Source organism: Pseudomonas sp. B21-054, from assembly GCF_026016345.1.
Lineage (GTDB): Bacteria > Pseudomonadota > Gammaproteobacteria > Pseudomonadales > Pseudomonadaceae > Aquipseudomonas.
Window position 1 is genome coordinate 3,451,106 of the sequence record NZ_CP087204.1, and the last position, 26,321, is coordinate 3,477,426.

Below are 26,321 nucleotides of genomic sequence, written 5' to 3' on the forward strand. Positions count from 1 at the left end.
TTTACAGGAGGCTGAACGATAAGCACTGGCGGGTATTTAGCAAAGCGCCTTTACCGGCAATTTACCTTGGGCTTACGCATCGCAGAGTCGGCTAAGGCCTTGAAGCACAAATAAAAACGGCCTGGAGGTGTCCAGGCCGTTAATAATTGTAATAAATACGTTACTTAAGGACGGCGAGCGCAGCGTCGTAGTTCGGCTCTTCCGCGATTTCCTTGACCAGCTCGCTGTGCAGCACGGTGTCGTTTTCATCCAGCACGACCACGGCACGGGCAGTCAGACCTTTCAGTGGACCGTCGGCAATCGCCACGCCGTAGTTCTGGATGAACTCGGCACCGCGCAGCGTGGACAGGTTCTGGACGTTTTCCAGGCCTTCGGCGCCGCAGAAGCGCGCCTGGGCAAATGGCAGGTCGGCGGAGATGCACAGCACCACGGTGTTGTTCAGTTCGTTGGCCTGGGCGTTGAACTTGCGCACGGAGGTGGCGCAGGTCGGCGTGTCGACGCTTGGGAAGATGTTCAGCACTTTGCGCTTGCCGGCGAAGTCCTTCAGGGAAACGTCCGACAGATTGCCGGCGACCAGGGAAAAGGCTGGTGCCTTGGAACCGGCTTGTGGCAATTGGCCGTTGACTTGAACCGGGTTGCCTTTGAGCGTGACTGTAGCCATGAACGGATTCCTTCTAACAGGTTTGAAAATGATAGAGGGCGGAGTTAACCATGAAATGGCGAAACGACCTATGGGCGGACATAAAAAGTCATGGTGTCTATCTAGCCTTGAGCTGCAGAAACGACTGGTGCAAATCCGCCGCCCAGCCATCGATCACACCTTTGACGTCATCGGGTTTCATCACCTGGGACTCGTTGGACAACGGCTTGCCCGTACCCTTGCGTACCACTTGGGCGACCACTTTATGGCTGGCACCGTCGAGAAATACCGCTTCGGTGCCCAAGGTGGTTTCCTGGTCGCGAATGCCACTGGCCGTGCTGACCGCGGCCGCCACCAGTGCAATCGGCACCACCTCATAGGGCTTCAGGCCTTCGGTCTTGCTGCTGACCGCAGTAATGGCAGCACGTATCACCAATACGCCAGGCCCGGGGCTGGTTGCCAAGGGTAGGGATTTTCCCGCTTCTCGCTGGAGTGCCTGGTCGTAGTAAGCCGTGATGCCGAACAAGGTGGCCTGGGGGATCTTCACGGTCGGCTGAGGCTTGGGGTATAGCTGGGTCGGCTCGATATAGAGGCTGGTGTACTTGCCAAGCTCGATGTCCGGATCGACCCAACGCATCACCTCGGCACCCGACGGTGATTTTTCCTCTTTAAGCCGGCTGTAATCCCCCAGGAACCCGGAGTATTCATCCGGTGGGGTGATCTTGCTGGAGCATCCCGCCAAGGCGAGCGAGGCGATGCAGATGCTGCCAATCATTGACGCGAACTTCATGCTGTCACTCCTGTAAGCCACACGGGGCGGGGCCGGAACTACAGGTATAGCCAATGGGCAGTTTTTTGCCTGTTTGTAAAAACAGAAGTCTTTCATGGCACGGCAAGACTTCTACCGGCAAATCCGATGAGTGGACTTTTTTTGCCCCGGTTTTTCACCCCTACCTGTCAGGAATGACAGTAGTCAAAACCGAGCGCGGGGGTTTTCATGAGATCACCGCCGGGACGGTAAACAAATGACACCTGGCAACAGGAGAACGCGACATGACCAGCCAGCCCCTAGACAGTGAAATAGTGAAGATCGACCCAGTCATCATCGTGGGCATGGTGGCGGTTGACCACCCTGCGGCGCACGGCGGTGTCCCGCTTCGTTTGCTCAACAATGGATTGTTACCCCTTCTGGTGGAGCCCTGGACCCAACAGGAGGCCTATGATGACGCCCGCATATTGCTGGGCACTTCCGACACCCCCGTCATGAACAAGACCATCCTGCCGGGTGAAGAAAATGCATCTTTCACTCTGAACCTCCCGGGTGCTCTGCTGAGCGATGGCATCAACCAGACTCGCCTGAGCGTACTGCGTGTAGGTCAGACAATTCCCGAAACGTCACTGCCATTGAACGTACTTTTCCACCGGCCACAACCGGGAGGCGAAGTCTCTACCCCAGGCGATAATCCCAACCTCACCCTGGGCCTGCCTGCCGATGTCATCGCTAACGGCGTGGATGCGGCGGCGGCCAACCGGGGGGTGATACTTACCGTCCGCTATCCGTACATGAGGGAAAAAGATGTCATCACATTGGATCGTGACAGCCAGGAGCTGTCGCGCCCAGTAAGCGCTGCCGAGGCCGCGGCCGGTAGTGTGGACATCATTCTGAGAACGGCCGACTTCTGGCAAGACAATCCCAGATTCGCTTTGCGGTTCAGGGTCACCGACTTGCTGGGCAACTCCAGCGGTCCACAGGCGATATGGTCAAGAACCACCTATATCGATGTGCATATTCGCCAACCGACGCTCGACCTCATCAAGCCAAAGGTACTGGAGGCCAGGGAACTCAATGGGCAGCGCCTGAACTTCGAGAACGATTTCTACGATGCCCAATTCGCCAATGTCGAAGTGGACTACGTCGGGTCGGCTCCAGGGCAAACCGTAAAATTGTATTGGATAGGACGCAACGCGACCTGGGGCAGTGAGCCCCAGACAGTATCGTTCGCAGGACAAACGTTGAGATTCCAGGTGCCCAGGAACGAGGTGGTGGATTGCATCGGCACCGGGGCAGAGGTCAGTTATACCGTTCGCCTGCCCGGCGGCACCACGGACATTCCGTCGAAGGATCTGGACCTTACCGTCACGCCACAAAAGCACATGCTGCGGGAACCGACCCTGGACGCCAGCAAAACCAATCTCAGGGCTTACCATCCTCCCCTGTTCACGCCCCACAAGGCACGGATGGCTCTGTTTGGGGTGACGACCCGCTATGGCGAGGAAATCCCAATGACAGCCGGGACCAGCCAGACCGACCTGGCCGTGCCCCCTGCCTGGATAGCGGAAAACCGGGGCAAACCCATCATGATCAATTGGACACTCAGGGAAACCGGCACCAACGCGCCGATTATCTTTTCATGGTTTCTGAGGCTGACCGCCTGACTCGATCTTTCAATTAAACGACATCTTTCGATCAGCTTGCCTGAACTGCATCTCCATCGCAGGGGGCTTTATCATGCGTAAATTAATGGGTCTGCTTCTGATCATGTTGATGGTCGGTTTCGCGCAGGCCGAGCCCATACTCAACAACATCAACGGCGTCCAGGTGATCGGCGGTTCGAGTACCGCCGAATTCCTCAACACGCTGTACAATCGCAAATTCCCCAACTGCAACAATTCCGACTCTCAACCGGCATTCCTCTGTTCGGGCGTGGTCCTCAGGACGACAACAAAAGACCCCATCAACGTTTACAAAGTCTGGGATCCCAGCATCCTCTCAGTAAAAAGTGGTGGGGTATCGTTCTCTTACCTGCGGGCAGATGCCAATTTCGGGATACTGGCTTGGGGCGCCACTAACGGTTACATCCTGTACCCCCCTCTCAGTGCACCGGCTGGCAAGACTCACCTGGAATATCTGTGTTCGTATCCAATGGATGCATGGACCTGGCAGCGAAGCGAGACTGCAGTGTGCGGCCCTCACCCGGACTATCCCGCTCAAAGCCGGTTATGCCAGAACGCCGGAGTCACCACCGCGCAACAATGGCTGGATGTATGGGCCACCCCGGGCGGAAATCCAAATCTTCGCCAATGTGGATTCGACATCCGGGACGAACGCAATCAACTGGCCGGACCTGCGTTCTACAATTCATTACTGGCCAAAACCATGCTCGGTGTAGTGGGGTTCAAACAGCATAACGAAATTCTCATCAAGACCTGGGCACCCGGACGGCCCAACATGTTCCCCATCATGGCGTTTTTCTATATTCCGGGTGGCCCCAACCTTGGGTTGGCCGATGCTCAATACAACCAACTCGACTTCTACAATTCAACCAATCCGAAGATCTCGGTGCCCATCATCCGTATGACACCCGCCAACGCCACCACCGACAAGGCGACTTTTACATTCGTCGCGGCAGATCAGGCGGTGAAACTATGAGCCATTTCCTCCGCCAACTCATAGGCCTGTGGTCAATTGCATTGTTCGTGGGTTGCACGCAAGTCGCGATAGTCCCGCCTGAAGTCGTCAACATCAACGGGGTCCAAGTGCTCGATGGTCCGGGCACCGCCACGCTCCTGACTACGCTTTATGAGCGAAGATTCCCCAATTGCTACAGTTCCGACTCGCAGCCCTCTTTCCTTTGCTCGGGTGTCACCTTGAGGGTGACGGTAAAAGACCCCGCAGAACAATACAAAGTCTGGGACCCCAGCCCGACCTCAATAACCAGCGGCGGAGTCTCCTTCTCCTATCTACGCGCCGACGCCAACTTCGGAAGGTTGGCATGGGGGCATGGCAACGGCTATATCCTGTATCCCATCTTCGGTGCACCGGTTGACAAGATAGACCTGGACTATCTGTGCTCATATCCGATGGATGCCTGGTCCTGGTATCGAACGCCTCCCTGCGGCGCCTCCGGCGAATACCCTGCACTAAGCCGCCCCTGCCACGTAGCCGGCGTGACCACCGCGCAACAATGGTTGGGCGTGTGGACGATGCCAGGCGGCAATCCATACCTGCGCCAATGCGGATTTGATGTCAACGATGACCGCAATCAGCTGGCCGGGCCTGCGTTTTACCAATCTCTACTGAGCAAAGGTCTGGTAGGGGCGCGAGGGTTCGATGAGCATAACGAAATCATTATCAAGACCTGGACACCAGGTCGGCCGAACACGTTTCCCATCATGGCGTTTTTCTTTGTCGCCGGTGGCACCAACGCGGGGTTGGCCGATGCTCGGTACAACCAGCGAGACTTCTATAACTCCACCAATCCAAAAATTGTCGTGCCGATCATTCGTTTGACACCCGCTAACAGTGCCGCCGAAAGCGCCACCTTTAGCTATGTAGCTGCGGATCAGGCAGTGACGCAATGAAGTATTTGCCGTTCCGACGAATAGGCAAAGCGTTGCGGCAACTGATGCAGGGGTCAGTAGGTTTACTGCTGATCGGTTTGATGGTCAGTTGCACGCAGCTTGGGACAAAACCGCCTGAAATCACCCGTATCAACTGTACTGAAATAATCGATGGACCAGGTACCGCCGCTTATTTGTCTACGCTTTACCATCGCAACTTCCCCAACTGCAATCGAACCGAGTCTCAACCGGCATTCCTCTGCTCAGGGGTGACCCACAGACTCACGATAAAAGATCCCGCCGAGATCTACAAAGTCTGGGACCCCAGCCCGATCTCAGAAACCAATGGCGGGGTGTCTTTTTCCTATATGCGGGCGGATACCAACTTCAGTGCCTTTGGTGGCAATTACCACAACGGCTACATCATCTACCCGTTCCTTGAAGCTCCGGCGGGCAAGATTCAGTTGATGTATATGTGCTCCTACCCGATGGATGGATGGACCCAAAGCCGGATTCAAGTTTGCGGCCCTCATGCCGACTACCCCTACCATAGCCATCTGTGCCAGTACCATAACGTGACAATAGCCGAGCAATGGGTCTACGTCTGGACATACCCAAACCCTAGTGCCGAACTTAACCGCCAGCAGTGTGGGTTCGATGTATCCGACGGTCGCAATACCCTAGCCGCGCCCGCGTTCCGTGAATCGTTACGGGCCAGGGCTCTGTTGGCGGCGACCCATCCAAACTATGCGGCCCAGGTCTTCCATGAGCATAACGAAATCATTATCAAAACCTGGGCACCGGGACAGCCCAACAATCTGCCAATCCTTGCGTTCTTCTATATCGCGGGCTACTCCCAGGGGCTGGCCGAAGCCCGATATAACCAGCGTGATTTCTACCGCTCCACCAAGCCAAATATCGTGATACCGATCATTCGCCTGACACCGGCCGCCAGCCTCAGCCACAGCGCTTCTTTCGCCTATGTTGCGACCGATCAAGTGGTGACGCCATGAGTATCCCGTCGCCCATCGACACCGGACGCCTAGGCTGAACGCGGTCCCGGGGGAATCAGACTCTGTAACTGCTGGGCCAGGAAGTCCGCATCGAACACAAAGGTATCCGGGTCTTTCAGTCCATTGGTCTTGCGCCACAGCCATTCCCCGGACGCTAGCGAATACACCAGCGAAATGCTCCCGTACCGCGCCGCCGTCAGCCCCATGACCGCCAGCGAGATTTGTCCACCGCTGCCCATCGGATCCGGGACGAACTCCACCGCCTTGCCCGTGATGGAAACCGTGAGTTTTTCGGTCTTGAAGGTAGACGTTTCTACCGGGACGCTCGGCCCGTGGGCCACATGCTCCTCTCGACTCACCGCCAGGAGACCGGGTGCCATCACCGGAGCCAGCCACTGCTCGATTTGTTCGAACAACACCTTGATCTGCTCGACCCAAACCGCCGACTGAGCCTGGTGCTGCTGTTTTTTGTGCGCTTCGCTGTCTGCGTAATGACGAAGCATCTCGCCCAGTTGCTGTACGTCGTCCATGCGCTGTTCCTCGATTAAGGGCGTGCTGCGAAGCTGGATGATGACAGGTTCAAGGCGCCGGCGTACGCAAAAGCCACGTTGCCTGGGCGACGGCTCTTTTAGCGCAGTCGCGCCATGGCCAAGGTGTCCACCCAGCGCCCGTCACGCACGGCATAGTCGCGCATCAGGCCTTCGGTTTCGAAGCCGAATTTTCGATACAGCCCGATGGCGGCTTCGTTGTCGGCGTAGACCGTCAGCTCGACCCGTCGCAGGTTCATCCAGTTGTCCGCCACGTCCAGCGCCGCGGCCAGCAGCATCGAGCCCACGCCCTTGCCCTGCCAGGCCTGCGCCACACCCATGCCGAGGCTTGCGCAATGGGCGCGACGGACACGGGTGTACTGTTCCAGCCCCAGATTGCCGATCACTTCACCCTGGTGCAGGGCAACCAGTTTCACCTGGCGTTCGTCATCCGTTGCCAGGCGCTTGCGCCAGACTTCGGTGGATTGGAAAGGCATCTGTAGCACTTGGCGAGTGACCGTCGGGTCGTTGTAGAGCGCGGTGACACCGGTGATGTGGGCTTCCGTAAAGCGTGCGAGGGTGATGGTGGATTCAGGCATGCGGCTCTTCCCTGGAGCGTGGCTAGGCCAAGCACTATAACGTGTGCACCTCTCAGTGGCGTAAGCCCACGCTGGACTTTCAGCGGACAAGAAATCCGCGCTCGGCAGAGATCCTTTTGTGGGAGCGAGCTTGCTCGCGAAGGCGGCAGGACCGAGTACATATCCATTGCTGCGGTAACGGCGGCTTAGGGTTCCGCCCTGACGGCGGGTCACTTTCGAAAAGCGCGAAAGTAACCAAAGCGCTTTTGCCGGTATGACTCACCCACATGGGTTACAAATCAGTTCACGCACATAGGTAACAGTTTTTAACTGGCAGGGTCGATTTCGCGAGGATCTGACCATGCCCTGGAGAGAGCTGAAACCTATGGACCTGAAAGTGATGTTCATCGCGGATTATCTGTCCAAAGAGCACAGCTTAAGTCAGCTGTGCCGGGACTATGAGATCAGCCGAAAGACTGCGTACAAATGGGTTAAACGATACGAAACAGAGGGCCCCGGTGGGCTTGATGAGCGTAGCCGCCGCCGGCACAACCAAACCTATGTTGTGCCCCTGGTCGTGAAACAGGCGATCATTGAGCTTCGCTCCATTGGCGAGACGATTCCCGGCCCGAAGAAAATTCAAAACTGCCTCGTGCAGCGTTTTCCTGATCAGGATCCGCCGTCGAAAACGACCATTTATAATGTACTCAAGGCAGCTGATTTGATCACGCCTCGGCCTTTGCGCAGGCGTGTGGCTGTTTATCCCAAGCCTTTGCACAAGGCAGAGAATCCCAACCAGCTCTTCAGCGCTGATTACAAAGGTCAGTATCTGACCGGGGCAGGTGTTTGGTGCTATCCACTGACAATCATGGATCATGCCAGTCGCTTTCTACTGGCTTGCCAGAGCATGGGCAGCACCAACTTCAAGGAAACCCAGGAAACCTTCGAGCGGGTTTTTCGTGAGTATGGGCTGCCGGAACGGATTCGTACCGACAATGGCGTACCGTTTGCCAGTACGAGTCGTGCGGGGCTGTCACAGCTGTCGATCTGGTGGATGAGACTCGGGATCATCCCTGAGCGGATCGAGCCGGGCCGCCCGGATCAAAATGGGCGTCACGAGCGCATGCATCGGACGCTGAAAAGTACGTTGCCTCAACCTGCGGCCATTGCTTGGGAGGCCCAGCAACGTCATTTTGATCGTTTCAGACAGCACTACAATTACGAGCGTGGGCACGAGTCGCTGGGACAGAAAACGCCTGCTGCCTGTTATACGCCTTCAACTCGAATGTATCCCGAAACGCTGCCTGAAATGACTTATGCGAGCCATATCGAAAGTTACCTGGCCGATAGTAATGGGATCATCAATCGAGGCGGTATGAGGGTTTATGTAGGTAATTTGCTCTGTTATCAGACCATCGGCATGGAGATGATTGGTGATGGGATATGGAATGTGATCTTCGGGCCGGTGATCCTGGGTCATGTTAATGCGAGAAATGCCAAGAACGGCTACGTTTCAATCAAAGTGTCACCTATGTGAATGCACTTTTTTGTAACCCATGTGGTTGTTCCGTACATGCCCCACCACTCGGCACCTCGCCTAGGCTCGGTGTGCCCTCTCTCCGGCATTGCTCCGTGGGCCGCCGCGAAGGGCCATCCATGGCCCAGCGCGGCTAACCCGGCATCCATGCCGGGTTGCCCACTGCGCAATGCCTGCGTTCGGCCAGCGTGGTTAATGGGGCGCCGAGATCAACGTCCACCGCGAGGCGGCCTTATAGCCGGCCTGGTTCTCCCGGTCGTACTCCGATCCAATTGTGGAGCGGGCTTGCCCGCGAAGGTGGCCTAGTAGCCGGCCTATCTCTTGCGGTTGTACTCAATCCAATTGTGGGAGCGGGCTTGCCCGCGAAGACGGTGGGTCTGTTTGCATCAATGTTGGATGTGCAGCCGTCATCGCGAGCAAGCTCGCTCCCACAGGGTTCTGCGGCCACTGGCCTACTGGTGCTGCACTTGCACCATCGAACTCACCTGCACTCGCGCCAGCATTTGTTCCGCCCCGCCACCTCGGCGCATGCCGCGTACCGGGCAGGCGTCGAGGTAGTCCAGGCCGACCGCCAGTTTCAAGTGGCGGTCGGGACGGGTCAGGCGGTTGGTTATGTCGAAGCTGTACCAGCCGTCGTCCAGCCAGGCTTCGGCCCAGGCGTGGCTCGCCAGGTGGCTTTCATCTTCAGTGCACAGGTAACCGGAAACATAGCGGGCCGGAATACCCAGGCTGCGTGCGCAGGCCAGGAATGCGTGGGTATGGTCCTGGCAGACACCCGCGCCGCCGGCAAACGCCTCGGCGGCGGTGCTGCTGACCGCCGTCGTGCCTGGGCTGTAGGGCATGCGGGCGGCCAGGCCATTCATCAGGTCGGTCAGCGCCGCACGATCGCGGCGTGTCCCACACTGCTCCAGGGCAAAGGCGCTGAGCACGTCATCGGCCTGGGTCAGACGGCTGGTGCGCAGAAACGGCAGCGGCGACTGGCTGTCCGTCTCCATCTCCACGGTCTGGTCGATCTGCACCTGACCGTAAGCCGTCAGCACCAAGGCGCCATGGGGCTCGTCCATGGTCATCACATGCAGGATATTGCCGTAAGGGTCGATCTGGCTGCGCACCAGGCGCGGCAGTTCCAGGTGCCACTCAAGGATGCGCTGGCGCTGACTGTCCTTGGGGGTCAGGCGCAGAAACTGGATGCTGGTGCAGACTTCATCGGCATAGCTGTAGGTGGTGTCGTGGCGTATGGACAGTTTCATACGACCTCCAGATAAGACTCATGAACGGTCTGGCCCAAGTGACGGATTTGGCCAATGAGGTCGGTCAGCCACTGATGCAGGCCCGACGCCAGGATCTCGTCGATCCCGGAATAGCGCAGGCGTGCATTCAGCTCGGCGGCCAGGCGCTGGGCCGGACGGCCGTTATTGCCCGGCAGGCTGGCGAGGATGTGGTCCAGTTCCTCGATACAGGCATGCAGCGAACGCGGGACGTCGGCCCGCAGCAGCAACATCTCCGAGACCTGTTCGGCATTGGGCGCGTTGCGGTAGATCTCGTTGAACGCCTCGAACGACGACAGTGCCCGCAGCAAGGCGCTCCACTGGTAATAGCCACGCGCCGAATTGTCGCTGACTTCCTCCGACTCCTCGCCGAACATTTCGTAGCGTGCGTCCAACAGGCGCAAGGTGTTGTCCGCCCGCTCGATAAAGGTCCCGAGGCGAATGAAACAATAGGCATCGTTGCGCATGATGGTGCCCGACGTCGCCCCGCGAAACAGGTGCGAACGCTCCTTGACCCATTCGCAAAAGTGGCTGATGCCATAACGGCCCAGGCCGTTGCTGGCGATGTTGCGCATTTCCAGCCAGGTGGCGTTGATATTTTCCCACATGTCCGCAGTAATGCGTCCACGCACGGCATGGGCATTGGTGCGCGCCGCCCGCAGGCAGCTGTAGATGCTCCCGGGATTGGTTTCATCCAGGGCGAAGAAATGCAGCATGCGTTCGGTGTTCAGCGCGTCATAGCGCGCGTTGTAATCGTCCAGCGTACCGGCCGCCAGCAGCGACATCGCCAACTCGGCATGACCGTCGCTACGCCCGGCCTGGGGCATCAGCGACAGCGAGTAACTGACTTCGAGCATGCGCGCCAGGTTCTCGGCGCGCTCCAGGTAGCGGGACATCCAATAGAGGTCAGAAGCAGTTCTTGAAAGCATGTCTTAGTCCTCCACTACCCAAGTGTCTTTAGTGCCGCCGCCCTGGGACGAATTGACCACCAGCGAGCCTTCGCGAAGTGCCACGCGAGTCAGGCCGCCAGGCACCAGGCGGGTTTCCTTGCCCGAGAGCACAAACGGGCGCAGGTCGATGTGGCGCGGGGCGATGCCGCTTTCGACAAAGGTCGGACAGGTGGACAGGCTCAGGGTCGGCTGGGCGATATAGGCTTCGGGGCGAGCCTTGAGGCGGGCGCGGAAGTCTTCGATCTCCGCCGCGCTGGCGGCGGGCCCGACCAACATGCCGTAGCCGCCGGAGCCCTGGGTTTCCTTGACCACCAGATCAGGCAGGTTGGCCAGTACGTGGGACAATTCCTGAGGTTTACGGCACTGCCAGGTGGGCACGTTCTTCAGGATCGGTTCTTCGGTGAGGTAGAAGCGGATCATCTCGTCGACGTAGGGGTAAATCGACTTGTCATCGGCCACGCCCGTGCCGACCGCGTTCGCCAGCACCACATTGCCTGCACGGTAGACGGCGATCAGTCCTGGAACACCCAGCATGGAGTCGGGGTTGAACGACAGCGGGTCGAGGTAGGCATCGTCGAGACGGCGATAAATCACATCCACCTGCCTGGGGCCGGCGGTCGTGCGCATATACACATGGTCGTCACGCACGAACAGGTCGGCGCCTTCCACCAGCTCCACGCCCATTTCACGGGCCAGGAATGCGTGTTCGAAATAGGCACTGTTGAAGCGGCCCGGAGTCAGGACCACGGCGGTCGGATTATCCAGGGGGCTTGAGCTTTTCAGGGTGTCGAGCAGCAGATTCGGATAGTGGTCGATGGGGGCCACGCGCTGGGCGGCGAAGAGTTCGGGGAACAGACGCATCATCATCTTGCGGTCTTCGAGCATGTAGCTCACGCCGCTGGGCGTACGCAGGTTGTCCTCCAGCACGTAGTAACTGCCATCACCGTCGCGAACCAGGTCGACACCGGCGATGTGGGCGTAAATGCCCCGGTGCAGGTTCAGGCCCTGCATCGCGATCTGATAACCCTCGTTGGCGAGCACTTGTTCGGCGGGAATGATTCCTTCCTTGAGGATGTGTTGCCCGTGATAGATGTCGGCCAGGAACATGTTCAGGGCCTGGACCCGCTGGATGCAGCCTCGCTCGACCATCTGCCATTCACTGGCCTTGATGCTGCGAGGAATGATGTCGAAGGGGATCAACCGTTCGGTCCCCTGCTCGTCCCCGTAGAGGGTAAAGGTGATACCGGCTCGGTGGAACAGCAGGTCGGCTTCGCGGCGGCGTTGTTCAAGCAGTTCAAGTGGCGTGTCCGCCAGCCAGCGTGCGAAGGCTTGATAATGCGGGCGGCAGCCACCCTGAGCGTCATACATTTCATTAAAAAAAGCGTGGGGCATAGCCAACTCCCAGCCGCGTTCTACACGGCATTTCTTATTACTTCGTCATTCCAATGGTCTGGCCTTGCTTTGTTTTAATGAACCCTGTTTCTCCGTGCACCTCGATAGCAGTGGTCTCTGATCTGGCCTTTGCGTCTGGATGACGTGCGCCCCCTGATTAAATCTGCGTGGTCACTCCTACTGAATCCAGCGGTTCGGTGGGTTTCGTTGTTGAGGTGTAGCAAAGGCTGTGCCTAAGCGCGATGCCTCAAGACTGCGCTAGAAAAACCATCGCGAAGTTGTTTAAAAGCGAAATTTGTTTTCATTTATACGACAAAACACCGCAAGAAGGCTGAAACGTTTATTTCAGCCTTCTCCAGCGAACCCTGGAACGGGTCGAATAGGTGCAAAAAGGCAGGTGACAGGGATTCAACGCCCTGAAAGGGGGAAATTTTTACTCACTGCTTGGTGCATGAGCCTGATGTCTGCGGGAAGCCATCTTCTGGACAACGCTTGGATCAAGCTCATCGGTCCAAGCCAGCATCATTGAGATGTCCTCAGAACGTGACACTGGCACTCAAGCGGGCAGTACGCGGCTCGCCAACGTTGACTTGCAGCTGGCTGCCGGTGGACGACGGGTAGTACTGCTTGTCGAACAGGTTATCTACGTTCAGTTGCAGCGAGGTCTTGTGGCCAAGTACCGGCGACTCCCAGCGCAGGAAGGCGTCGGCGACGGTGTAGCTGCTGAGCCAGAAATCGTTGGCCTTGTTGGCGGCGCGCTCGCCGACGTAACGGGCACCGGCTCCGGCGTGCCAGGCACCGAATTCGGCAGGCACGTTCAGATGGTGAGTCAGGTACAGGCTGGCGGTGTGCTTCGGCGCATCGGCCAGGCGATGCCCTTCGTCCGTAGGATCATCAAGTACTTCTGTATGGGTATAGGCGTAGGTGCCGATCAAGTCCCAGCGCTCAGCCAGGCGACCGGTGATGTCGAGTTCCAGGCCTTGGGAGCCGGCCTTGCCAGCTGCCTCAGCCAGTGTCACGCCATTGACGGTGGAGGACGTCACGACGTTTTTCTTCACGATGTCGAACAGCGCGAGGTTGATGTTCAAGCCTGGCAGCGGGTCGTACTTGGCGCCGACCTCATAGCTGCGGCCCTCCTCCGGATCAAAGGTTTTGCCGGCATCATCCACAGTATCGTTCGGCTTGAACGAACGGCTGTAATTACCATACAGCGACAGGGTCTCGGTGGCTTTGTAGACCAGACCGAGGAACGGCACGAAGGCGTCACCGTTGTCATCACGGTTGAGCTTGTAACTGCTGCCCAGTCCCTGATCGCTGTACTGATCGTAATGCTGGTAGCGACCACCGAAGACCAGGATCCAGCGGTCGTCGAGGTGCCAGTTATCCTTCAGGTAGATGGAGCTGGAGATGAGTTCATTGCGCAGATCGCTTTGGGCAGCGCTAACCACGCTGGGCTCCGGAAGGTTGCCATAAACCGGTGAAGTGATATCGAAACTACCGCGAACCGCATTGCGATAAGTTTTCCCGCGATATTGGTCGGAGACCTGGTTATCGACACCGATCAACAGATCATGCCGCTGGCCGAACAGCTCCTGCTTACCCATGAAATCCCAGCTGGCATAACGGGTTTCATCATCGTAATGAGCACCGTTGGCCGCCCGGCGCAGTGTGTTACCCGTCAATGAGTTGGGCTGCGCAATCGAAAGACTGTAGCGGTCATTGTTCCACCCATAAGTCACCCGGGTCTTCCAGGCGTCACTCAGCGCATACTCAAACCGCGCCGTGGCCGTTTCGCGAATCCCCACGCTCTTGGCCCACGGCTCGTCGAGGCGCTTGTCGTAGTCGATGTCCGCCGGATGCCCATTGCGGAACACCGTACCGCGATCAAACGGATTGGAGTATTCGTTGTACTCATAGCTCAGGTTCAACGAGGCGCGCTCGCCGGTCCAAGCCAAGGACGGCGCCACCAGCGTGCTCTCGTTGACCCCGTAGTTGCGCCAGTAATCTTCATGCCCACGCTCGGCAATCAGCCGATAAGCCAGGCCGGTATCGCCCAGCGGCCCGGTGGTATCCAGGCCCATGGTGCCGCCGCCTTCGCTGTAGGCTGAACCGCTCAACGTGGTGCTTTGGATGTACTCGGGTTTCTTGCTGATGACGTTGACCAGGCCGCCGGGTTCCAGAGCGCCGTACAGCATCGAGGCCGGCCCCTTGAGCACTTCGACCCGTTCGGTGGTGGCGCTGAAGTTATGGCCCAGGTTCGAACGCACGCCATCGCGCAGGATCGAGCCGTCGTCGTTGGTGCCAAAGCCGCGCTTGACCAGCGAGTCCCGCGAGCCCCCCAGGGTATTGCCCTGGCTCACACCGCTGACGAACTTCATCGCGTCGGCCAGCGAGCGCACCTGGTAATCGTCCAGGGTCTGCTGGGTCACGACATTGATCGATTGCGCTTCTTCCTTGATCGGTACGTCGCTTTTGCTCGCCGTGCTGGCTTGCGACGCCGTGTAGCCCTCGTCCTGAATGATGCGACTGCCCTGGATGTCCGTAGCCGGCAGTTCAAGTGTGTCCTGGGCCCACACGGGGCTTGCGATGAAGCAGCAGGACAATGTCGGCAATACACACTTGATGAAGACGTTGCGATTAGCGAGGGGGGTGGAACGATTCAAGACGCGGCACTCATAGGGAGGGGGACGTTAATGAGAGCGAATATACTTTGAGAATAATTCCCAGTAAATCTTTTGTATCAATTGATGATCACCCCAAACCTTTGTGGGAGCGGGCTTGCTTGCGAAAGCGGTGTGTCAGTGATACCGGATTAACCTGACACTAAGCCTTCGCGAGCAAGCTCGCTCACACAGGATCCCGGTACACCAAACCCAGCTAACATCACGCAAGTGATATCAAATCGCCTCAGCGCGCTAAAGCTTTGGCGCCAGCGGTCGAATGTATTCCATTGAGCCAATTTTTTGCCCAGGAGCAGCGGCATGCAGACGTTAAAGGCCTTGTACGAGTCTATCGAAATGCAATTTTTCGATACGCTCACCAAAAAGCTGTCGAGCCTTTTCCTGTTGGTCGTGGTCAGCGGGCTGTTGTACTGGGTCGCCCTCAGTGCACGCGCAGACATTGTCTTGCAGTTGCGCAACGCACAACTGGATGCAGGGTTGCTGGGCCAGATCGAAGGCCGGCTCGACAGCCTTACCCACGCCCTGCTCTTTGGCACGCTCCTGACGCTGGGCATGATCAGTTTCATGGTCTGGTATTTCCGCCACCTCATCGTGCGCCCCGTCACCGCCATGACCAAGGCCCTGGAAGAGATCGCCAACGGTGAAGGCGACTTGTCCAAAGACCTTCCCCTGGTGACCCACGACGAAATTCGTGTACTAGCCGGCACCTGCAACCGCTTCCTGGCCAAACAGCGGGAGATCATCAGTAATGTCCAGGCATTGACCGTGCACATCGCCGTGGAGTCGGCCCGCTCGCTGAAGAACATCAGCGATTCCAGCGACAGCGCCACCCACCAGGCGCGCTTCGCCAAGGAAGTGATGGACCAGAGCAACACCGCCGTAGGCCGCATCGAAGAAGTTTCGCGCCAGACCCAAGGCATTTCCAGCACCACCGCCCAGAACCTGAGCATGGCCCGCGACTCCTATGCCGAGCTGCTGGAAGTGACCGGCAATATCAGCGAAATCTCCAACAGCCTCAATGAGTTCGCCACGCTCGTAGGGGCCTTGAACCAACGCTCCTCCAGCATCAAGTCCATCGTCGGATTGATCCAGCAGATCTCTGCCCAAACCAACCTGCTGGCACTCAACGCTGCCATCGAAGCCGCCCGGGCCGGCGAAAGCGGCCGGGGTTTCGCGGTGGTGGCCGATGAAGTGCGGACCCTGGCCCAGAACGTCAGCCGGGCCACCGACGACATTTCGCGCAACATCGACGCCATGCTAGAGGAAGTCGGTTCGACCCACGAACAGACCACCCAGATCAGCCACAGCGCCCGGGAAACCCAGAAAGTGGTGGAACGCGCCTCCGGCCATTTCGAAAGCATGATCGGCGATTTCGAATCCACCAATGGCAAGCTGGCGGACATCGCCACCCATATCCAGCAGTTCGCCGACAGCAACACGGGCATCAACGAGCGGGTCACCCAGATCCACGCCGACAGCCAGTTGATCGACCAGCGCATGCAGCATTCGGCGACGGCCACCCGGGACCTGTCCGGCGTTGCCGAAAAGGTCCAGGCTCTGTTGGGTCGGTTCGTGCTCGGCCACGGTAAGCTGGATGCCGCCATCACCCGCGCCAGCCAGTGCCGCGACGTTCTCCAGGTACGCCTGGAGGCGCTGCAAAGGGAAGGCCTGAACCTGTTCGACCAGAGTTACCAACTGGTCCCCGGCACCGATCCCAAGCAGTACATGACCAGCTACACCGAACGCTTTGCCCAGGCGTGCCAGGAAGAATGCGACAAGCTCACCCGCAGTACGCCGGGGGGCAAGGTTTCGTTCATTGTCGACAGCAAGGGCTATTGCCCGGTGAACAACAGTTGGGTCTCCAAGCCACCCACCGGTGATCAAGCCGTCGACCTGCCGGTGTGCCGCAACAAACGCATCTTCGCCGACCCGATCGGCCTGCGCGCAGCCGGCAATGTCCAGCGCTTCCTGCTCCAGACCTACCTGCGCGATACCGGGGAGATCATGACCGAGATCGACGTACCGTTCTTCTTCGGCGGCCGCCATTGGGGCAACCTGCGGGTGGGGTTCGACGCGGCGGTGTTGTTGGCCGAGTGATGCTCCAGCCGGTCTGAACGTTGTATGGCAATGTATCTGCCACCGGCACGCTTACACAGACTTTCACGTGCCGGTATTCCAGACACACCTCGCTTACACCTGCTTGAAAGACTCCTGTGCTCCCGGCCGGTATCGCGGCTGGGTTTCGACAGCCAAGGAGACTCATCATGCCTACCCTCCCCTCGAACGCCCTGAAAGCGCTGCCCCTCAATCTCGACCGTGCCGGAGCGTGGCTCGCGCCACTAGGCCTGCGGCTGTTCCTGGCCTGGGAGTTTTTTGAATCCGGCCTGGAAAAATGGCAGGGCGAAAACTGGTTCGCCGAGATCCAGTCCGCCTTCCCCTTCCCCTTCAACCACGTGCCGGCCAGCTGGAACTGGGAACTGTCGATGTGGGCAGAGCTGATCTGCGCCATCGCCCTGCTGATCGGCCTGGGCACACGCGTTTCGGCGCTCGTGCTGATCGTCGTCACCCTGGTCGCCACCGCCGCCGTGCACTGGCCGGCGGATTGGTCAACCTTGAGCGAACTGGCCCAAGGCTATGCGATTACCAATAAGGGCCATGGCAACTTCAAGCTGCCGTTGATTTATCTGGTGGCGTTGATGCCGTTGCTGTTGCAGGGGCCGGGGAAGTTGAGCGTGGATGCATTATTTGCGAAACCAGGATCCTGCGTACCAAAAGCCTAGATCTTATGAGCCAAAGCGCTGCTGCGGATCGTGCCGGCCAAAGGGTTCAGCGGGTATTTTCTGACCTGGAACCTGATCCTGTCGTCATCGGCCATCTACGAAATCATCCAATGGCTGGGCGGTGCCTACCTGGCCGTAGACACCGCCAAGGCCTTTGTTGGCGCGCAGCAGGACCCCGTGGGACTCGCAAAAAGACATGGCCTTGGCGGCGCTTGCCGCTTTTTCGGTGCTGTTGATCGTCACTACCCCGCGCACCATTATCGAACATGACTAAGTTAATCAGCCTGACAGCCGATATAGAGGATGTGCGGGTGATATCGCTTTTTAGCTGACGACTTATTTATGACTGAAGATGCTGGCCACAACTCCTCCGTTTTCCCTCCGGGCTCGCCAACCCGCAGTTTCACCCGTCGCACGTTCCCAGCCATCATGTTCCTGCTGTTTGTCATGTCCGCCCTGGCTATCGCGGTGTTGCTCAACATCACCGGGGCCCAGGACCAGCGCGCTCGTGAACAGAGCCTGTTTTTTGCCCAGCGGGCCATTGACGGTATCCGCACCGGTATCGCGCGGGACCTGAGCGACTATTCCAAGTGGAGCGACGCCTACCGGCACCTTCATGTGGTGGTCGATAAAGACTGGGCCTACGAGCAGGAAAATGTCGGCAGTAGCGTTTTCAGCCTTTACGGTTACCAGGCCGTGTTTGTCATATCCCCGACAGGTAAAACCGTCTATTCGGTGATCGATGGCCAGATGAGCGAGGTCGATGCCGACACCTGGCTGGCCGGCAACCTGCGAGCGCTGGGCAAGAAAGCCAGCACGCCAGAGAAGCGTGATGAAGTCGTCGTGGAGCTGCTGCACCACGAGGGCATGCCGGCGTTCGTCGCTGCTTCCGCCATCACGACCGGCACGGACACCAGCGTGCCTGAGATTCCGGGTCCTCCCAGTCTGCTGTTGTTCGTGAAAGTGCTCGATGACACAACCCTGCAAAACCTGGCGCGGGACTTTGCCCTGCCGGATGCCCATGTTTCCAGCACCACGGCCCAGGTCGGGATGGCCGAGCTGGCGCTTGACGATCAGGCCCAGGAAGCGCTGGCCTGGAGGCCGCCAACCCCCGGCCAGGACCTGCGCAAGGTATTGCTGCCCCTGTTGGTCCTGGCGCTGCTCTTCCTCGGGATCCTGGCACTGGCGGTGTTGCGCCATGCGCTGGCGATGCTCCGTGCCCAGGAAGGCCAATACACCAGTCTTCTGGCTCACCGCAGGGCGTTGGAACGCAGTGAAGAACGTTTCCGAGACATTGCCGAAGTGTCGTCCGACTGGCTGTGGGAAATCGATTCCACCGGAACGCTGACCTACCTGTCCGACCGTTTCGAACAAGTGACCGGGTTCAGCCCTACGGAGTGGCTGGGCAAACCCCTTCACCGACTGCTGCACCCTCACGGCGGGTCGATTTCGATTGCCCAATGGTTGCTCGGTGGGGCCGATAGCGCCTCATCCGCTCCGCTGTTATGCGAATACACCGCGCGTAACCAACGCATACGCACCTGCAAGCTGTCGGTACGAGCCATCGAGGCCGGCACCTTGGGGTTTCGCGGCACCGCTACCGATATCACCGACGAGCTGCGGGCGCTGGCCCAGATCAAACATCTTTCCCTGCACGACCCACTGACCGGGTTGGCCAACCGAAACCGCTTGTTCGATTGCTTGCGCGAGCATCTGGATCGATCTGGCGGCACATCGCTGGCGGTATTGAACCTGGACATGGACCGCTTCAAGCCGGTCAACGACTCCCTGGGTCATGCCGTGGGGGACAAGGTGCTCAGGGAAGTGGCGCATATTCTTCAGCAAAACGTGCGTGGCACCGACCTGGTGGCCCGTCTGGGCGGCGACGAGTTTGTCATCGTCATGCCCGACCCTGGCGATGCGCACGACCTCGATCAACTCTGTGAGCGCTTGATCGATTGCATGCAGCGCCCCATGCACCTGGACGGCAATACGCTGTACCTGGGCGTCAGCATCGGCGTTGCCTGGGCGCAACCTGGGGTCGAACACGCCGATGAACTGTTGCGCCACGCCGACATCGCCTTGTATGCGGCCAAGGCGGGGGGCCGCAACACCTGGCGCGTGTATGTGGAGGCCATGGGCAATGTGGCCCGCGACCGTCGACGATACGAACAACAATTGCGCCAGGCGATGCATGAGGATCAATTGGAATTGCGTTACTTGCCACGTTTCAACGTCAGCGCCGAACAACTGCATGGTTTTGAAGCCCAGACCTTTTGGCATCATCCCGAGAAAGGCGAACTGGGTGGGTCCGACTTCATCCCGGTCGCCGAAGCGTCGGGCCAGTTGGAAGGGCTGGGGGACTGGATGTTGATCAACGTCTGTGAAGAAGCGGCGACCTGGCCGACTGCCGTCAGCGTGTCCATCGCGGTTTCGCCCAAGTGGTTCAGCAGTAGTTTTCTGTTCAACCAAGTGCAAACGGCCCTTGAGGCAAGCGGTTTGGAGCCTCATCGGCTGACCCTGGAAGTGGCCGAAGGGGTTCTGTTGGCCGACCATAAGAGCGTTGCCAGTACCCTTCATGCCCTGAAAGGTCTCGGCGTGCGGATCAACATCGACAAGTTCGGCACCAGTATTGCCTCCCTTCGCGAGGTATTGAACCAGCCGTTCGACGGGATCCGTTTCGACCGCAATATCTTGGCCCAACTGGGCTTGGAGCATGACCAGGAAGGCGTCCTGGCGATGATCCGGCTGAGCCGCAGCGTCGGGCTCATGGTCACCGCCGAAGGCATCGAGAACGCCCGACAATTCAGCCAACTGCGTAGCGTGGCCTGCGACCATGTGCAAGGCCCCTACTTCGGCTCGGCGTTGGCTCGTTCGGAAATGGCTTCGTTCTTTACGACTCCGCGGTGGCTGTAGCGCAAGTTGCGCAATGTGGGAGCGAGCTTGCTCGCGATAGCGGTGGTTCAGCTACACAGATACGGGACATGCCCCCAACGCTTCAATGACTCATCGGCGACATGGCCGTCGCCTGCCCCAGCACCTTCTGATCAATCTCTTCCAGGCGCAGGACCCGCCCCCCAGTGTCCCTGGCAAGTTTTTCCGCCGCCTGGGGATCGGAAAACGAGGCCAATACAACGCCCATGGCCCCCTTGAGCCCGGAGCCGATCACAAAATAGGCGGTCCTGGCATCGATCAGGTGAGCATCATCGGGCGTACTCCACTGACTGCGCCCCATGTCATGGACGTACAGCTTCACGTCAGCCCGATGGTTTTCCGGCTGCAACCACCAGCCCAGCATTTCCGCCGGCGAACAGAACTTCTTGACGTCACCGGCCCCCACCGCAGCGCCCTTGGGCCCGGGAAAGTCGTTGATGACCATGCCACATACGTGGCACTCATCGCTGGGGTGAAACGCCAGTGATGCTTCAACGGCCGGTGGCGAGGTGGCCTTGTCACACGCCACCAGTGCCAGGCACACCAACACCCCGGCCAAGAGTCGGCTCGCCTTGAAGTACAGCTTGTTCATCGTTACATGCTCCTTTATCAAGATCAGAAATCACGGGCAACGGCGATTGAACAACCGATAAGCCAGCCACAACGGCAATGCCACCCATAGCCCCAGGCACACCCACAGCCAAGGCCCCGACACCGGTAGGTCGCTGCCCAGCGTCAGCACTGCGGCACCATTGGATGCGGAGTCGAACCCCGACAAATTGATCAGGCGATACACATCAGTGGGATTGAACAGCAGCAACCACGGCAACAAGTCCGGGCTGAACCGGCCCTCGCTGAGCACCAGCAGCGCCAGCAACACCAGGTCGAACACCAGCACGAAGAAAAACCACACGCCCAGCGCCAGCCCGGCGGCGGTGGATTTTTCCGCCGAAAGAGCACTCAGCACATAGGCCAGCCCGAGAAAGCCCCAGCCGAGCAAGGTGGTGGACAACATGAAGCGACCGAAGGCCCAGAGCAGCAGGCTCAGTTCGACATCGTCCACCAGCAGGCCGATGGCAAACATCGCGCAACCAAAACCAATCACCGTCGCCAACGTCAGGATCAAGCCGTGACCGACGAACTTGCCCAACAGCAACTGGCCGCGACTCAACGGATAGGTCAACAACAGCAGCAAGGTGCCGCTTTCGTCCTCGCCAACAATCGCGTCGTAAGCCAGCAGCAAGGCGATCAAGGGCATCAGGAACGTTGCCAGGCTGGCCAAGCTCGCCACCGTCGCCGGTACCGAGGTAAACCCCAGTTGACCGGACGCCGCCGCACCAAGCCAGGCGATGCCGATGGCCAGCACCGCGAACAACAGGCTGATCGCCAACAGCCAACGGTTGCGCAGGCCGTCGCTGAACTCTTTGCGGGCCATGTTCCAGATCGGGTTCATTGGCTGGCCTCCTCGGCCGCCGCGCGGACCATGTAATGCCGGTACAGGTCCTCCAGGGACGGCGGCTTGATCTCCACGTCCGTGGGGGTGTCTTGCGCCAGCAACTGGCGCAACAAAACGAGCTTGCTGCCGTCCGGTGCGGACACCTGCAAACCTGCGGCGCCCCAACCCTGGGTGACATGCCCGTCGCTGCGCCAGCGTTGCAGCAGCTGCGCGGAACGGGTCAGCCCCGAGGCGCGGATCAGGGTCGGCAACCCCGCGTCCTCGCGCAGCCGAGCCAGGCTGCCCAAGGCCAATAGGCGGCCCTGGGTCAGGATCGCGGCGCGGTTGATGTGCGCCTCGACGCCTGGCAGGACGTGGGAGCAGAGAATGATGCTGGTGCCCTGCCAACGTAGGCGGTCGAGCAGTTGATAGAGGTCCTGGGTGGCGATGGGGTCCAGGCCCACGGTCGGCTCATCCAGCAGCAACAAACGCGGCCGGCCCAGCAGGGCCTGGGCCAAGCCGAGCCGTTGGCGCATGCCCTTTGAGTAGGTGCGCACCCGGCGCCGGGCGGCGTCCGTCAGCCCCACCTCCTCCAGCAAACGCTCGACCTGTTCCGGCGCCGCGCCTTTGAGCCGGGCGAAATGACGCAAGGTTTCCAGCCCGCTCAATTGCGGGTAGAACATGACGTTCTCCGGCAGGTAACCGAGCAGTTGCCGCACGCTCGGGTCGCTGGGCTCGCGACCGAAGACACGCACCTGCCCTTCGCTGGCCCGCAGTAAACCGAGGATCAACTTCATGGTGGTGGTCTTGCCCGCACCGTTGTGCCCGAATAGCCCGAGTACTTCGCCCTGGGCCAGGTTGAGGTTCAGCCCGTGCAGCACGGCGACATCGCCATAGTGTTGGCTGACGCCTTCGATCTCGACGACGTTCAAGACGCGTCCTCCTGAGCACTGTTGCGTGATGGTGGATGGACCGGTGTTTCCATCAACGGGTGGCTGTCCATTACCCCGGGGGATTTCATCACCGGGAATGCCCGCTGCACCCAGCGCAGCAGTTCGATTCCCGGACTGTTCATCAACAACCGCACCTGCGGGTACAGCCACAGCAGGCGATCGACGTTGTCGTTGGGCTCGTAGGCCACGTCCCCCACGCCGTCGCCGTTGCGGTCCCAACCCAGGTAATCGCTCCAGTAGTTACCGCGGCCGTCGGCCGACCATTCCTGCAGCCGCGTGGCCACGTATTTGACCTGGCGCTGGTTGTGGACGAAGGCGTTGCCGGCGATGCGGTTGTCCTCCGAGCCAGCCGTCAGGTGGATGCCCACGGCGCTGCGCTCGAAGTGATTGCCTTCGATGCGGTTGAACAACGAGTTGTAAATGAACAGGGCCTTGCCCTCGGCGCCGGTGATCATGGTGTCGCCGGTCGACCCGTCGCGTACGTCAGTGACGAAGTTGTCGCGCAGGGTGGAATAGGTGATGTAGTTCATCAGGATCCCGTAATTCTGGTCCTGTTCGGAGCGATTGCCGATCACCGTCAACTGGCGGCTTTGCATCAAGGCATAGCCGGTGCGGGTACGCCGGGTGATGTTGTCCAGCAGGCGGTTATCGTTGGCAAACATGTAATGCACGCCGTAGCGCAAGTCCTCCAGGACATTGCCCTGGAGCAGGTTGCCGCTGGAGGTGTCGATGTAAATGCCATCGCGGGTTTCGCGCACCTGATTGCCGATGACCCGGGCGCCGTGCACCGCATAGAGATGGATACCGTTGCCACGGTCCTGGGAGCGCAGGCTGGGGTCGCCCTGGATGCGGTTGTCGATCAGGCTCACGTCGCGGGTGCCATCGACCCAGATGCCGAAGCCCTGGCCCTGCATCCGGTTGGCGCGAACCACCGCTCCCTGGGCGGCAGGTTGAATGAAGACGGCCGCGTTCATGGCCGTCAGGTCATGGCCCCAGTCCAGGAACGTACAGCCCTGGACCTGGACATTCGGGGCCCGGATGATCAATCCGTTGCCCTCGCCCTGCCCCTGGAATACCGCATCCGGCGCACAGGTGAGGATCATCGGCTGATCAATGCTGAACGAGCCCCGGTATTGCCCCGCAGGCAGGCGCCATTGCTGCTCGCCCTCAGCCTGCAAAGGCAGATTCGTTATCGGCTGCGGCGCGCCGAACGCACCGCCCGACAGTAGACAAAGCACCAGCGCAATGACCGGTCGACGAGCGTGGCCCCTAGGGTACTGCGTGTTCCCGGTCATTGAACCTGTCTCCTCGATGAGCCGACTCAGGCCCTTTCAACCAACATGCGCCCGACCATTTCCATGTGCAGCGCATGGCAGAACCAGCTGCAGTAGTACCAATGCAAGCCAGCCTTATCGGCGGTGAAGGTGATGGATGAGGTCTGCTGCGGGCTGATCTCCATGCTGGCGCCATGGTTGGTCATGACAAAGCCGTGGGACACGTCCTCGATCTGGTCGATGTTGGTGATCGTCACCGTCACTTCGTTACCCTGCTTGACGGTGAACTCCGTCAGGCCATAGGCCGGCGCCATCGAGGTCATGTACACCCGCACCTTGTTGCCGTCGCGGATGACCTTGTTGTCGGTTTCCAGGTTGATGCCGTCCTTCTTCGCCAATTCCACGGTGCCAGCGAAGAACGGATCGTTGCGGTTCCAGATTTTCTGGGTCTTGATCTGGTCGCGCCGGGCGAGGATGCAATCGTGGGGCTCGGCAAACGCCGGGCCGTCGTGCACCAGCTTCATTTCTTCACCGGAAATGTCGATCAACTGATCGTTCTCCGGGTGCAGCGGGCCGGTGGGCAGGAAGCGATCCTTGGAGAATTTGCACAGCACCACCAGCCATTTGCCGTCGGCCTCGCTGGTCTCGGTCAGGGACGCGTGGTTATGACCAGGCTGGTACTGCACATCAAGTTTCTGCTTGATGTAATTGATCTTTTCGCCCTTGTAGGCGCGAATCGCCTCTTCCATGTTCCATTTCACCACCTGGCTGTCGATGAACAAGGTGGTGTAGGCATTGCCGCGTCCGTCGAAAGTGGTGTGCAGCGGCCCCAGGCCCAGTTCCGGCTCGGCGACGATCACTTCGCGCGGGTCTTTGAAGCGGTCGGCGAACAGATCATCCAGGCGGTCGATGGCGATCATCGAGACGGTCGGCGACAGCTTGCCGTTGGCGATGAAATATTTGCCGTCGGACGAGGTATTGAGCCCATGGGGATTCTTCGGCACCGGGATGTAGCGGGTAAACTCGGAATCCTTGCCATCGGTTTTACGACCGTCCACCACCGGCACCTTGGAGCCGTCCAGGGTGATGAATTTACCGGCCTTGATCGCCGCTTCGATGCGCGGGATGTTGTACACCACCACCCAGTCGCGTTCGTTGCGCATCATGCCGCCCAGGTCATAGGCCTTCTCGGAGTTGTAGCAGGTGCTCGCGGCATACTTGCCGGTGTAGTCGGCGTCGGTGTTGTCCAGGTTGCCGTCGACGATCACCTGGAACGCCATTTCCATCTTCTCGGCATCGATGGCGTTGAACATCGTGAAGCTGTTCTTGTCTTGCAGGTCGAAGGTATGGCCGTCGTTAGGGTGCGGGATCACGAACTCGCCATTGGCGAACACGTACTTGGTGTACGGCACCTTCTGCAGGCGCAGGCCATGGATGGCTTGCACGTTGGGCACCGTGAGTATCTTGTCGCACTTCATGATGTCCAGGCGAATGCGCGCGACCCGGGAATTGGCCTTGTCGTTGATGAACAGGTACTTGCCGTCGTACTTGCCGTCCGTCATGGAGATGTGTGGGTGGTGGCAGTCGCCGTTCTGGTATTTGGCACTGTCCCCCAGGATGCGCTTGCTTTCGTTGGTCAGGCCCCAGCCCGTGGCCGAGTCGACGTTGAACACCGGGATGCGCATCAGCTCACGCATCGACGGTATGCCCAGCACCCGCACCTCGCCCTGATGACCGCCGCTCCAGAAACCATAGTATTCGTCCAGCTCACCGGGGCCGACATGGACCTTGGACTTGGCCTCCTTGGCCGCTGCCGCCCAGGACTCACGGGTGAACGTGCCCGTGCCCAGCGCCGTGGCTCCGGCCAACACCGCGCCAGTGACGGCACCGGTGCCCAGGAAACTGCGCCGGCTGACGCCCCTGGGTTCTTCCACTGCGCCAGGGATTGGGGTTTTCTTGTCGCTCATGCTGTGTGCTCCATGAAGAATGAAAGAATCAAGGGACAGATCGTTGGGGTA

23 protein-coding genes are annotated in these 26,321 nt (G+C 59.3%); 10 read left to right on the forward strand and 13 right to left on the reverse strand.

Features of this window, described 5'->3' with window-relative positions:
- Positions 1–160: 160 nt before the first annotated feature.
- Together tpx and LOY70_RS15450 are read right to left on the reverse strand one after the other, a co-directional pair.
- Entirely contained in the window at positions 161–661 is a 501-nt protein-coding gene (gene tpx, locus LOY70_RS15445) for a thiol peroxidase (RefSeq protein ID WP_265028305.1), read from the reverse strand.
- Between the two features lie 97 nt (positions 662–758).
- On the reverse strand, positions 759–1,430 hold the full coding sequence (locus LOY70_RS15450; RefSeq protein ID WP_265028306.1) for a DUF3313 domain-containing protein: 672 nt from the start codon (positions 1,428–1,430) through the stop codon (positions 759–761).
- 53 nt (positions 1,431–1,483) lie between these two features.
- Between LOY70_RS15450 and LOY70_RS15455 the strand changes: the two genes are divergently transcribed.
- The 5 genes from LOY70_RS15455 (at position 1,484) to LOY70_RS15475 (ending at position 5,994) form a co-directional block, all read left to right on the forward strand.
- Positions 1,484–1,669 carry a hypothetical protein gene (locus LOY70_RS15455; protein WP_265028307.1) on the forward strand — a complete coding sequence of 62 codons (186 nt, stop codon included), beginning with the start codon at positions 1,484–1,486 and terminating at the stop codon, positions 1,667–1,669.
- A gap of 24 nt (positions 1,670–1,693) precedes the next feature.
- Positions 1,694–3,076 carry a hypothetical protein gene (locus tag LOY70_RS15460; protein ID WP_265028308.1) on the forward strand — a complete coding sequence of 461 codons (1,383 nt, stop codon included), beginning with the start codon at positions 1,694–1,696 and terminating at the stop codon, positions 3,074–3,076.
- A gap of 73 nt (positions 3,077–3,149) precedes the next feature.
- Positions 3,150–4,070 (forward strand): halovibrin HvnC, encoded by a 921-nt coding sequence (locus tag LOY70_RS15465; RefSeq protein ID WP_265028309.1) that lies wholly within the window; start codon positions 3,150–3,152, stop codon positions 4,068–4,070.
- A complete protein-coding gene (locus tag LOY70_RS15470) occupies positions 4,067–5,002 on the forward strand; it encodes a halovibrin HvnC (protein WP_265028310.1) in 936 nt (311 codons plus the stop codon). The genes LOY70_RS15465 and LOY70_RS15470 overlap by 4 nt, the downstream gene beginning before the upstream one ends.
- Complete coding sequence (locus LOY70_RS15475) at positions 4,999–5,994, forward strand: halovibrin HvnC (RefSeq protein WP_265028311.1); 996 nt, start codon at positions 4,999–5,001, stop codon at positions 5,992–5,994. Before LOY70_RS15470 ends, LOY70_RS15475 begins: the two co-directional genes overlap by 4 nt.
- A gap of 29 nt (positions 5,995–6,023) precedes the next feature.
- Here LOY70_RS15475 and LOY70_RS15480 read toward each other — a convergent pair whose 3' ends face one another.
- Together LOY70_RS15480 and LOY70_RS15485 are read right to left on the reverse strand one after the other, a co-directional pair.
- The gene (locus LOY70_RS15480) at positions 6,024–6,524 is read right to left on the reverse strand and encodes a hypothetical protein (RefSeq protein ID WP_265028312.1); all 501 of its coding nucleotides are present in this window, start codon (positions 6,522–6,524) and stop codon (positions 6,024–6,026) included.
- Positions 6,525–6,622: 98 nt separating this feature from the next.
- On the reverse strand, positions 6,623–7,120 hold the full coding sequence (locus LOY70_RS15485; RefSeq protein WP_123344285.1) for a GNAT family N-acetyltransferase: 498 nt from the start codon (positions 7,118–7,120) through the stop codon (positions 6,623–6,625).
- 340 nt (positions 7,121–7,460) lie between these two features.
- Between LOY70_RS15485 and LOY70_RS15490 the strand changes: the two genes are divergently transcribed.
- Complete coding sequence (locus tag LOY70_RS15490; protein WP_265028313.1) at positions 7,461–8,636, forward strand: integrase core domain-containing protein; 1,176 nt, start codon at positions 7,461–7,463, stop codon at positions 8,634–8,636.
- A gap of 452 nt (positions 8,637–9,088) precedes the next feature.
- On the opposite strand, the gene LOY70_RS15495 is transcribed toward LOY70_RS15490, so the two are convergent.
- From LOY70_RS15495 to LOY70_RS15510, 4 genes are all read right to left on the reverse strand, one after another.
- A complete protein-coding gene (locus tag LOY70_RS15495; protein WP_025213812.1) occupies positions 9,089–9,886 on the reverse strand; it encodes a transglutaminase family protein in 798 nt (265 codons plus the stop codon).
- Positions 9,883–10,833 carry an alpha-E domain-containing protein gene (locus tag LOY70_RS15500; RefSeq protein WP_003201699.1) on the reverse strand — a complete coding sequence of 317 codons (951 nt, stop codon included), beginning with the start codon at positions 10,831–10,833 and terminating at the stop codon, positions 9,883–9,885. Before LOY70_RS15500 ends, LOY70_RS15495 begins: the two co-directional genes overlap by 4 nt.
- Before the next feature lie 3 nt (positions 10,834–10,836).
- Positions 10,837–12,246 carry a circularly permuted type 2 ATP-grasp protein gene (locus LOY70_RS15505; RefSeq protein WP_025213813.1) on the reverse strand — a complete coding sequence of 470 codons (1,410 nt, stop codon included), beginning with the start codon at positions 12,244–12,246 and terminating at the stop codon, positions 10,837–10,839.
- A 536-nt stretch (positions 12,247–12,782) separates the two neighbouring features.
- Positions 12,783–14,909 carry a TonB-dependent siderophore receptor gene (locus LOY70_RS15510; protein ID WP_265028314.1) on the reverse strand — a complete coding sequence of 709 codons (2,127 nt, stop codon included), beginning with the start codon at positions 14,907–14,909 and terminating at the stop codon, positions 12,783–12,785.
- A 318-nt stretch (positions 14,910–15,227) separates the two neighbouring features.
- Here LOY70_RS15510 and LOY70_RS15515 point away from each other — a divergent pair, with 318 nt between their 5' ends.
- From LOY70_RS15515 to LOY70_RS15530, 4 genes are all read left to right on the forward strand, one after another.
- The gene (locus LOY70_RS15515) at positions 15,228–17,024 is read left to right on the forward strand and encodes a methyl-accepting chemotaxis protein (protein ID WP_265028315.1); all 1,797 of its coding nucleotides are present in this window, start codon (positions 15,228–15,230) and stop codon (positions 17,022–17,024) included.
- A gap of 167 nt (positions 17,025–17,191) precedes the next feature.
- Positions 17,192–17,707, forward strand: coding sequence for a DoxX family protein (locus LOY70_RS15520; protein WP_265028316.1), 516 nt, complete (start codon positions 17,192–17,194; stop codon positions 17,705–17,707).
- 30 nt (positions 17,708–17,737) lie between these two features.
- On the forward strand, positions 17,738–17,977 hold the full coding sequence (locus tag LOY70_RS15525; RefSeq protein ID WP_265028317.1) for a DUF2238 domain-containing protein: 240 nt from the start codon (positions 17,738–17,740) through the stop codon (positions 17,975–17,977).
- 72 nt (positions 17,978–18,049) lie between these two features.
- A complete protein-coding gene (locus tag LOY70_RS15530; RefSeq protein WP_265028318.1) occupies positions 18,050–20,623 on the forward strand; it encodes an EAL domain-containing protein in 2,574 nt (857 codons plus the stop codon).
- 82 nt (positions 20,624–20,705) lie between these two features.
- Here the strand turns inward: LOY70_RS15530 and LOY70_RS15535 are convergent, their stop codons facing one another.
- From LOY70_RS15535 to nosZ, 5 genes are read right to left on the reverse strand one after another with little or no spacing between them, the layout of a single operon-like run.
- Complete coding sequence (locus tag LOY70_RS15535) at positions 20,706–21,233, reverse strand: nitrous oxide reductase accessory protein NosL (protein ID WP_265028319.1); 528 nt, start codon at positions 21,231–21,233, stop codon at positions 20,706–20,708.
- 30 nt (positions 21,234–21,263) lie between these two features.
- Positions 21,264–22,094 carry an ABC transporter permease gene (locus LOY70_RS15540; RefSeq protein ID WP_265028320.1) on the reverse strand — a complete coding sequence of 277 codons (831 nt, stop codon included), beginning with the start codon at positions 22,092–22,094 and terminating at the stop codon, positions 21,264–21,266.
- Positions 22,091–23,008 carry an ABC transporter ATP-binding protein gene (locus LOY70_RS15545; RefSeq protein ID WP_265028321.1) on the reverse strand — a complete coding sequence of 306 codons (918 nt, stop codon included), beginning with the start codon at positions 23,006–23,008 and terminating at the stop codon, positions 22,091–22,093. Before LOY70_RS15545 ends, LOY70_RS15540 begins: the two co-directional genes overlap by 4 nt.
- Positions 23,005–24,324, reverse strand: a complete 1,320-nt coding sequence (locus tag LOY70_RS15550) for a nitrous oxide reductase family maturation protein NosD (protein WP_265028322.1) — start codon at positions 24,322–24,324, stop codon at positions 23,005–23,007. Before LOY70_RS15550 ends, LOY70_RS15545 begins: the two co-directional genes overlap by 4 nt.
- 26 nt (positions 24,325–24,350) lie before the next feature.
- Positions 24,351–26,270 (reverse strand): TAT-dependent nitrous-oxide reductase, encoded by a 1,920-nt coding sequence (gene nosZ / locus LOY70_RS15555; protein WP_265028323.1) that lies wholly within the window; start codon positions 26,268–26,270, stop codon positions 24,351–24,353.
- Between the last annotated feature and the right edge of the window lie 51 nt (positions 26,271–26,321).

What these genes read in the sequence shown, in the direction of transcription:
- tpx (WP_265028305.1), bottom strand. Translation starts at nt 661, where the DNA reads ATGGCTACAGTCACGCTCAAAGGCAACCCGGTTCAAGTCAACGGCCAA.
- LOY70_RS15450 (WP_265028306.1), bottom strand. Translation starts at nt 1,430, where the DNA reads ATGAAGTTCGCGTCAATGATTGGCAGCATCTGCATCGCCTCGCTCGCC.
- LOY70_RS15455 (WP_265028307.1), top strand. Translation starts at nt 1,484, where the DNA reads ATGGGCAGTTTTTTGCCTGTTTGTAAAAACAGAAGTCTTTCATGGCAC.
- LOY70_RS15460 (WP_265028308.1), top strand. Translation starts at nt 1,694, where the DNA reads ATGACCAGCCAGCCCCTAGACAGTGAAATAGTGAAGATCGACCCAGTC.
- LOY70_RS15465 (WP_265028309.1), top strand. Translation starts at nt 3,150, where the DNA reads ATGCGTAAATTAATGGGTCTGCTTCTGATCATGTTGATGGTCGGTTTC.
- LOY70_RS15470 (WP_265028310.1), top strand. Translation starts at nt 4,067, where the DNA reads ATGAGCCATTTCCTCCGCCAACTCATAGGCCTGTGGTCAATTGCATTG.
- LOY70_RS15475 (WP_265028311.1), top strand. Translation starts at nt 4,999, where the DNA reads ATGAAGTATTTGCCGTTCCGACGAATAGGCAAAGCGTTGCGGCAACTG.
- LOY70_RS15480 (WP_265028312.1), bottom strand. Translation starts at nt 6,524, where the DNA reads ATGGACGACGTACAGCAACTGGGCGAGATGCTTCGTCATTACGCAGAC.
- LOY70_RS15485 (WP_123344285.1), bottom strand. Translation starts at nt 7,120, where the DNA reads ATGCCTGAATCCACCATCACCCTCGCACGCTTTACGGAAGCCCACATC.
- LOY70_RS15490 (WP_265028313.1), top strand. Translation starts at nt 7,461, where the DNA reads ATGCCCTGGAGAGAGCTGAAACCTATGGACCTGAAAGTGATGTTCATC.
- LOY70_RS15495 (WP_025213812.1), bottom strand. Translation starts at nt 9,886, where the DNA reads ATGAAACTGTCCATACGCCACGACACCACCTACAGCTATGCCGATGAA.
- LOY70_RS15500 (WP_003201699.1), bottom strand. Translation starts at nt 10,833, where the DNA reads ATGCTTTCAAGAACTGCTTCTGACCTCTATTGGATGTCCCGCTACCTG.
- LOY70_RS15505 (WP_025213813.1), bottom strand. Translation starts at nt 12,246, where the DNA reads ATGCCCCACGCTTTTTTTAATGAAATGTATGACGCTCAGGGTGGCTGC.
- LOY70_RS15515 (WP_265028315.1), top strand. Translation starts at nt 15,228, where the DNA reads ATGCAGACGTTAAAGGCCTTGTACGAGTCTATCGAAATGCAATTTTTC.
- LOY70_RS15520 (WP_265028316.1), top strand. Translation starts at nt 17,192, where the DNA reads ATGCCTACCCTCCCCTCGAACGCCCTGAAAGCGCTGCCCCTCAATCTC.
- LOY70_RS15530 (WP_265028318.1), top strand. Translation starts at nt 18,050, where the DNA reads ATGACTGAAGATGCTGGCCACAACTCCTCCGTTTTCCCTCCGGGCTCG.
- LOY70_RS15535 (WP_265028319.1), bottom strand. Translation starts at nt 21,233, where the DNA reads ATGAACAAGCTGTACTTCAAGGCGAGCCGACTCTTGGCCGGGGTGTTG.
- LOY70_RS15540 (WP_265028320.1), bottom strand. Translation starts at nt 22,094, where the DNA reads ATGAACCCGATCTGGAACATGGCCCGCAAAGAGTTCAGCGACGGCCTG.
- LOY70_RS15550 (WP_265028322.1), bottom strand. Translation starts at nt 24,324, where the DNA reads ATGACCGGGAACACGCAGTACCCTAGGGGCCACGCTCGTCGACCGGTC.
- nosZ (WP_265028323.1), bottom strand. Translation starts at nt 26,270, where the DNA reads ATGAGCGACAAGAAAACCCCAATCCCTGGCGCAGTGGAAGAACCCAGG.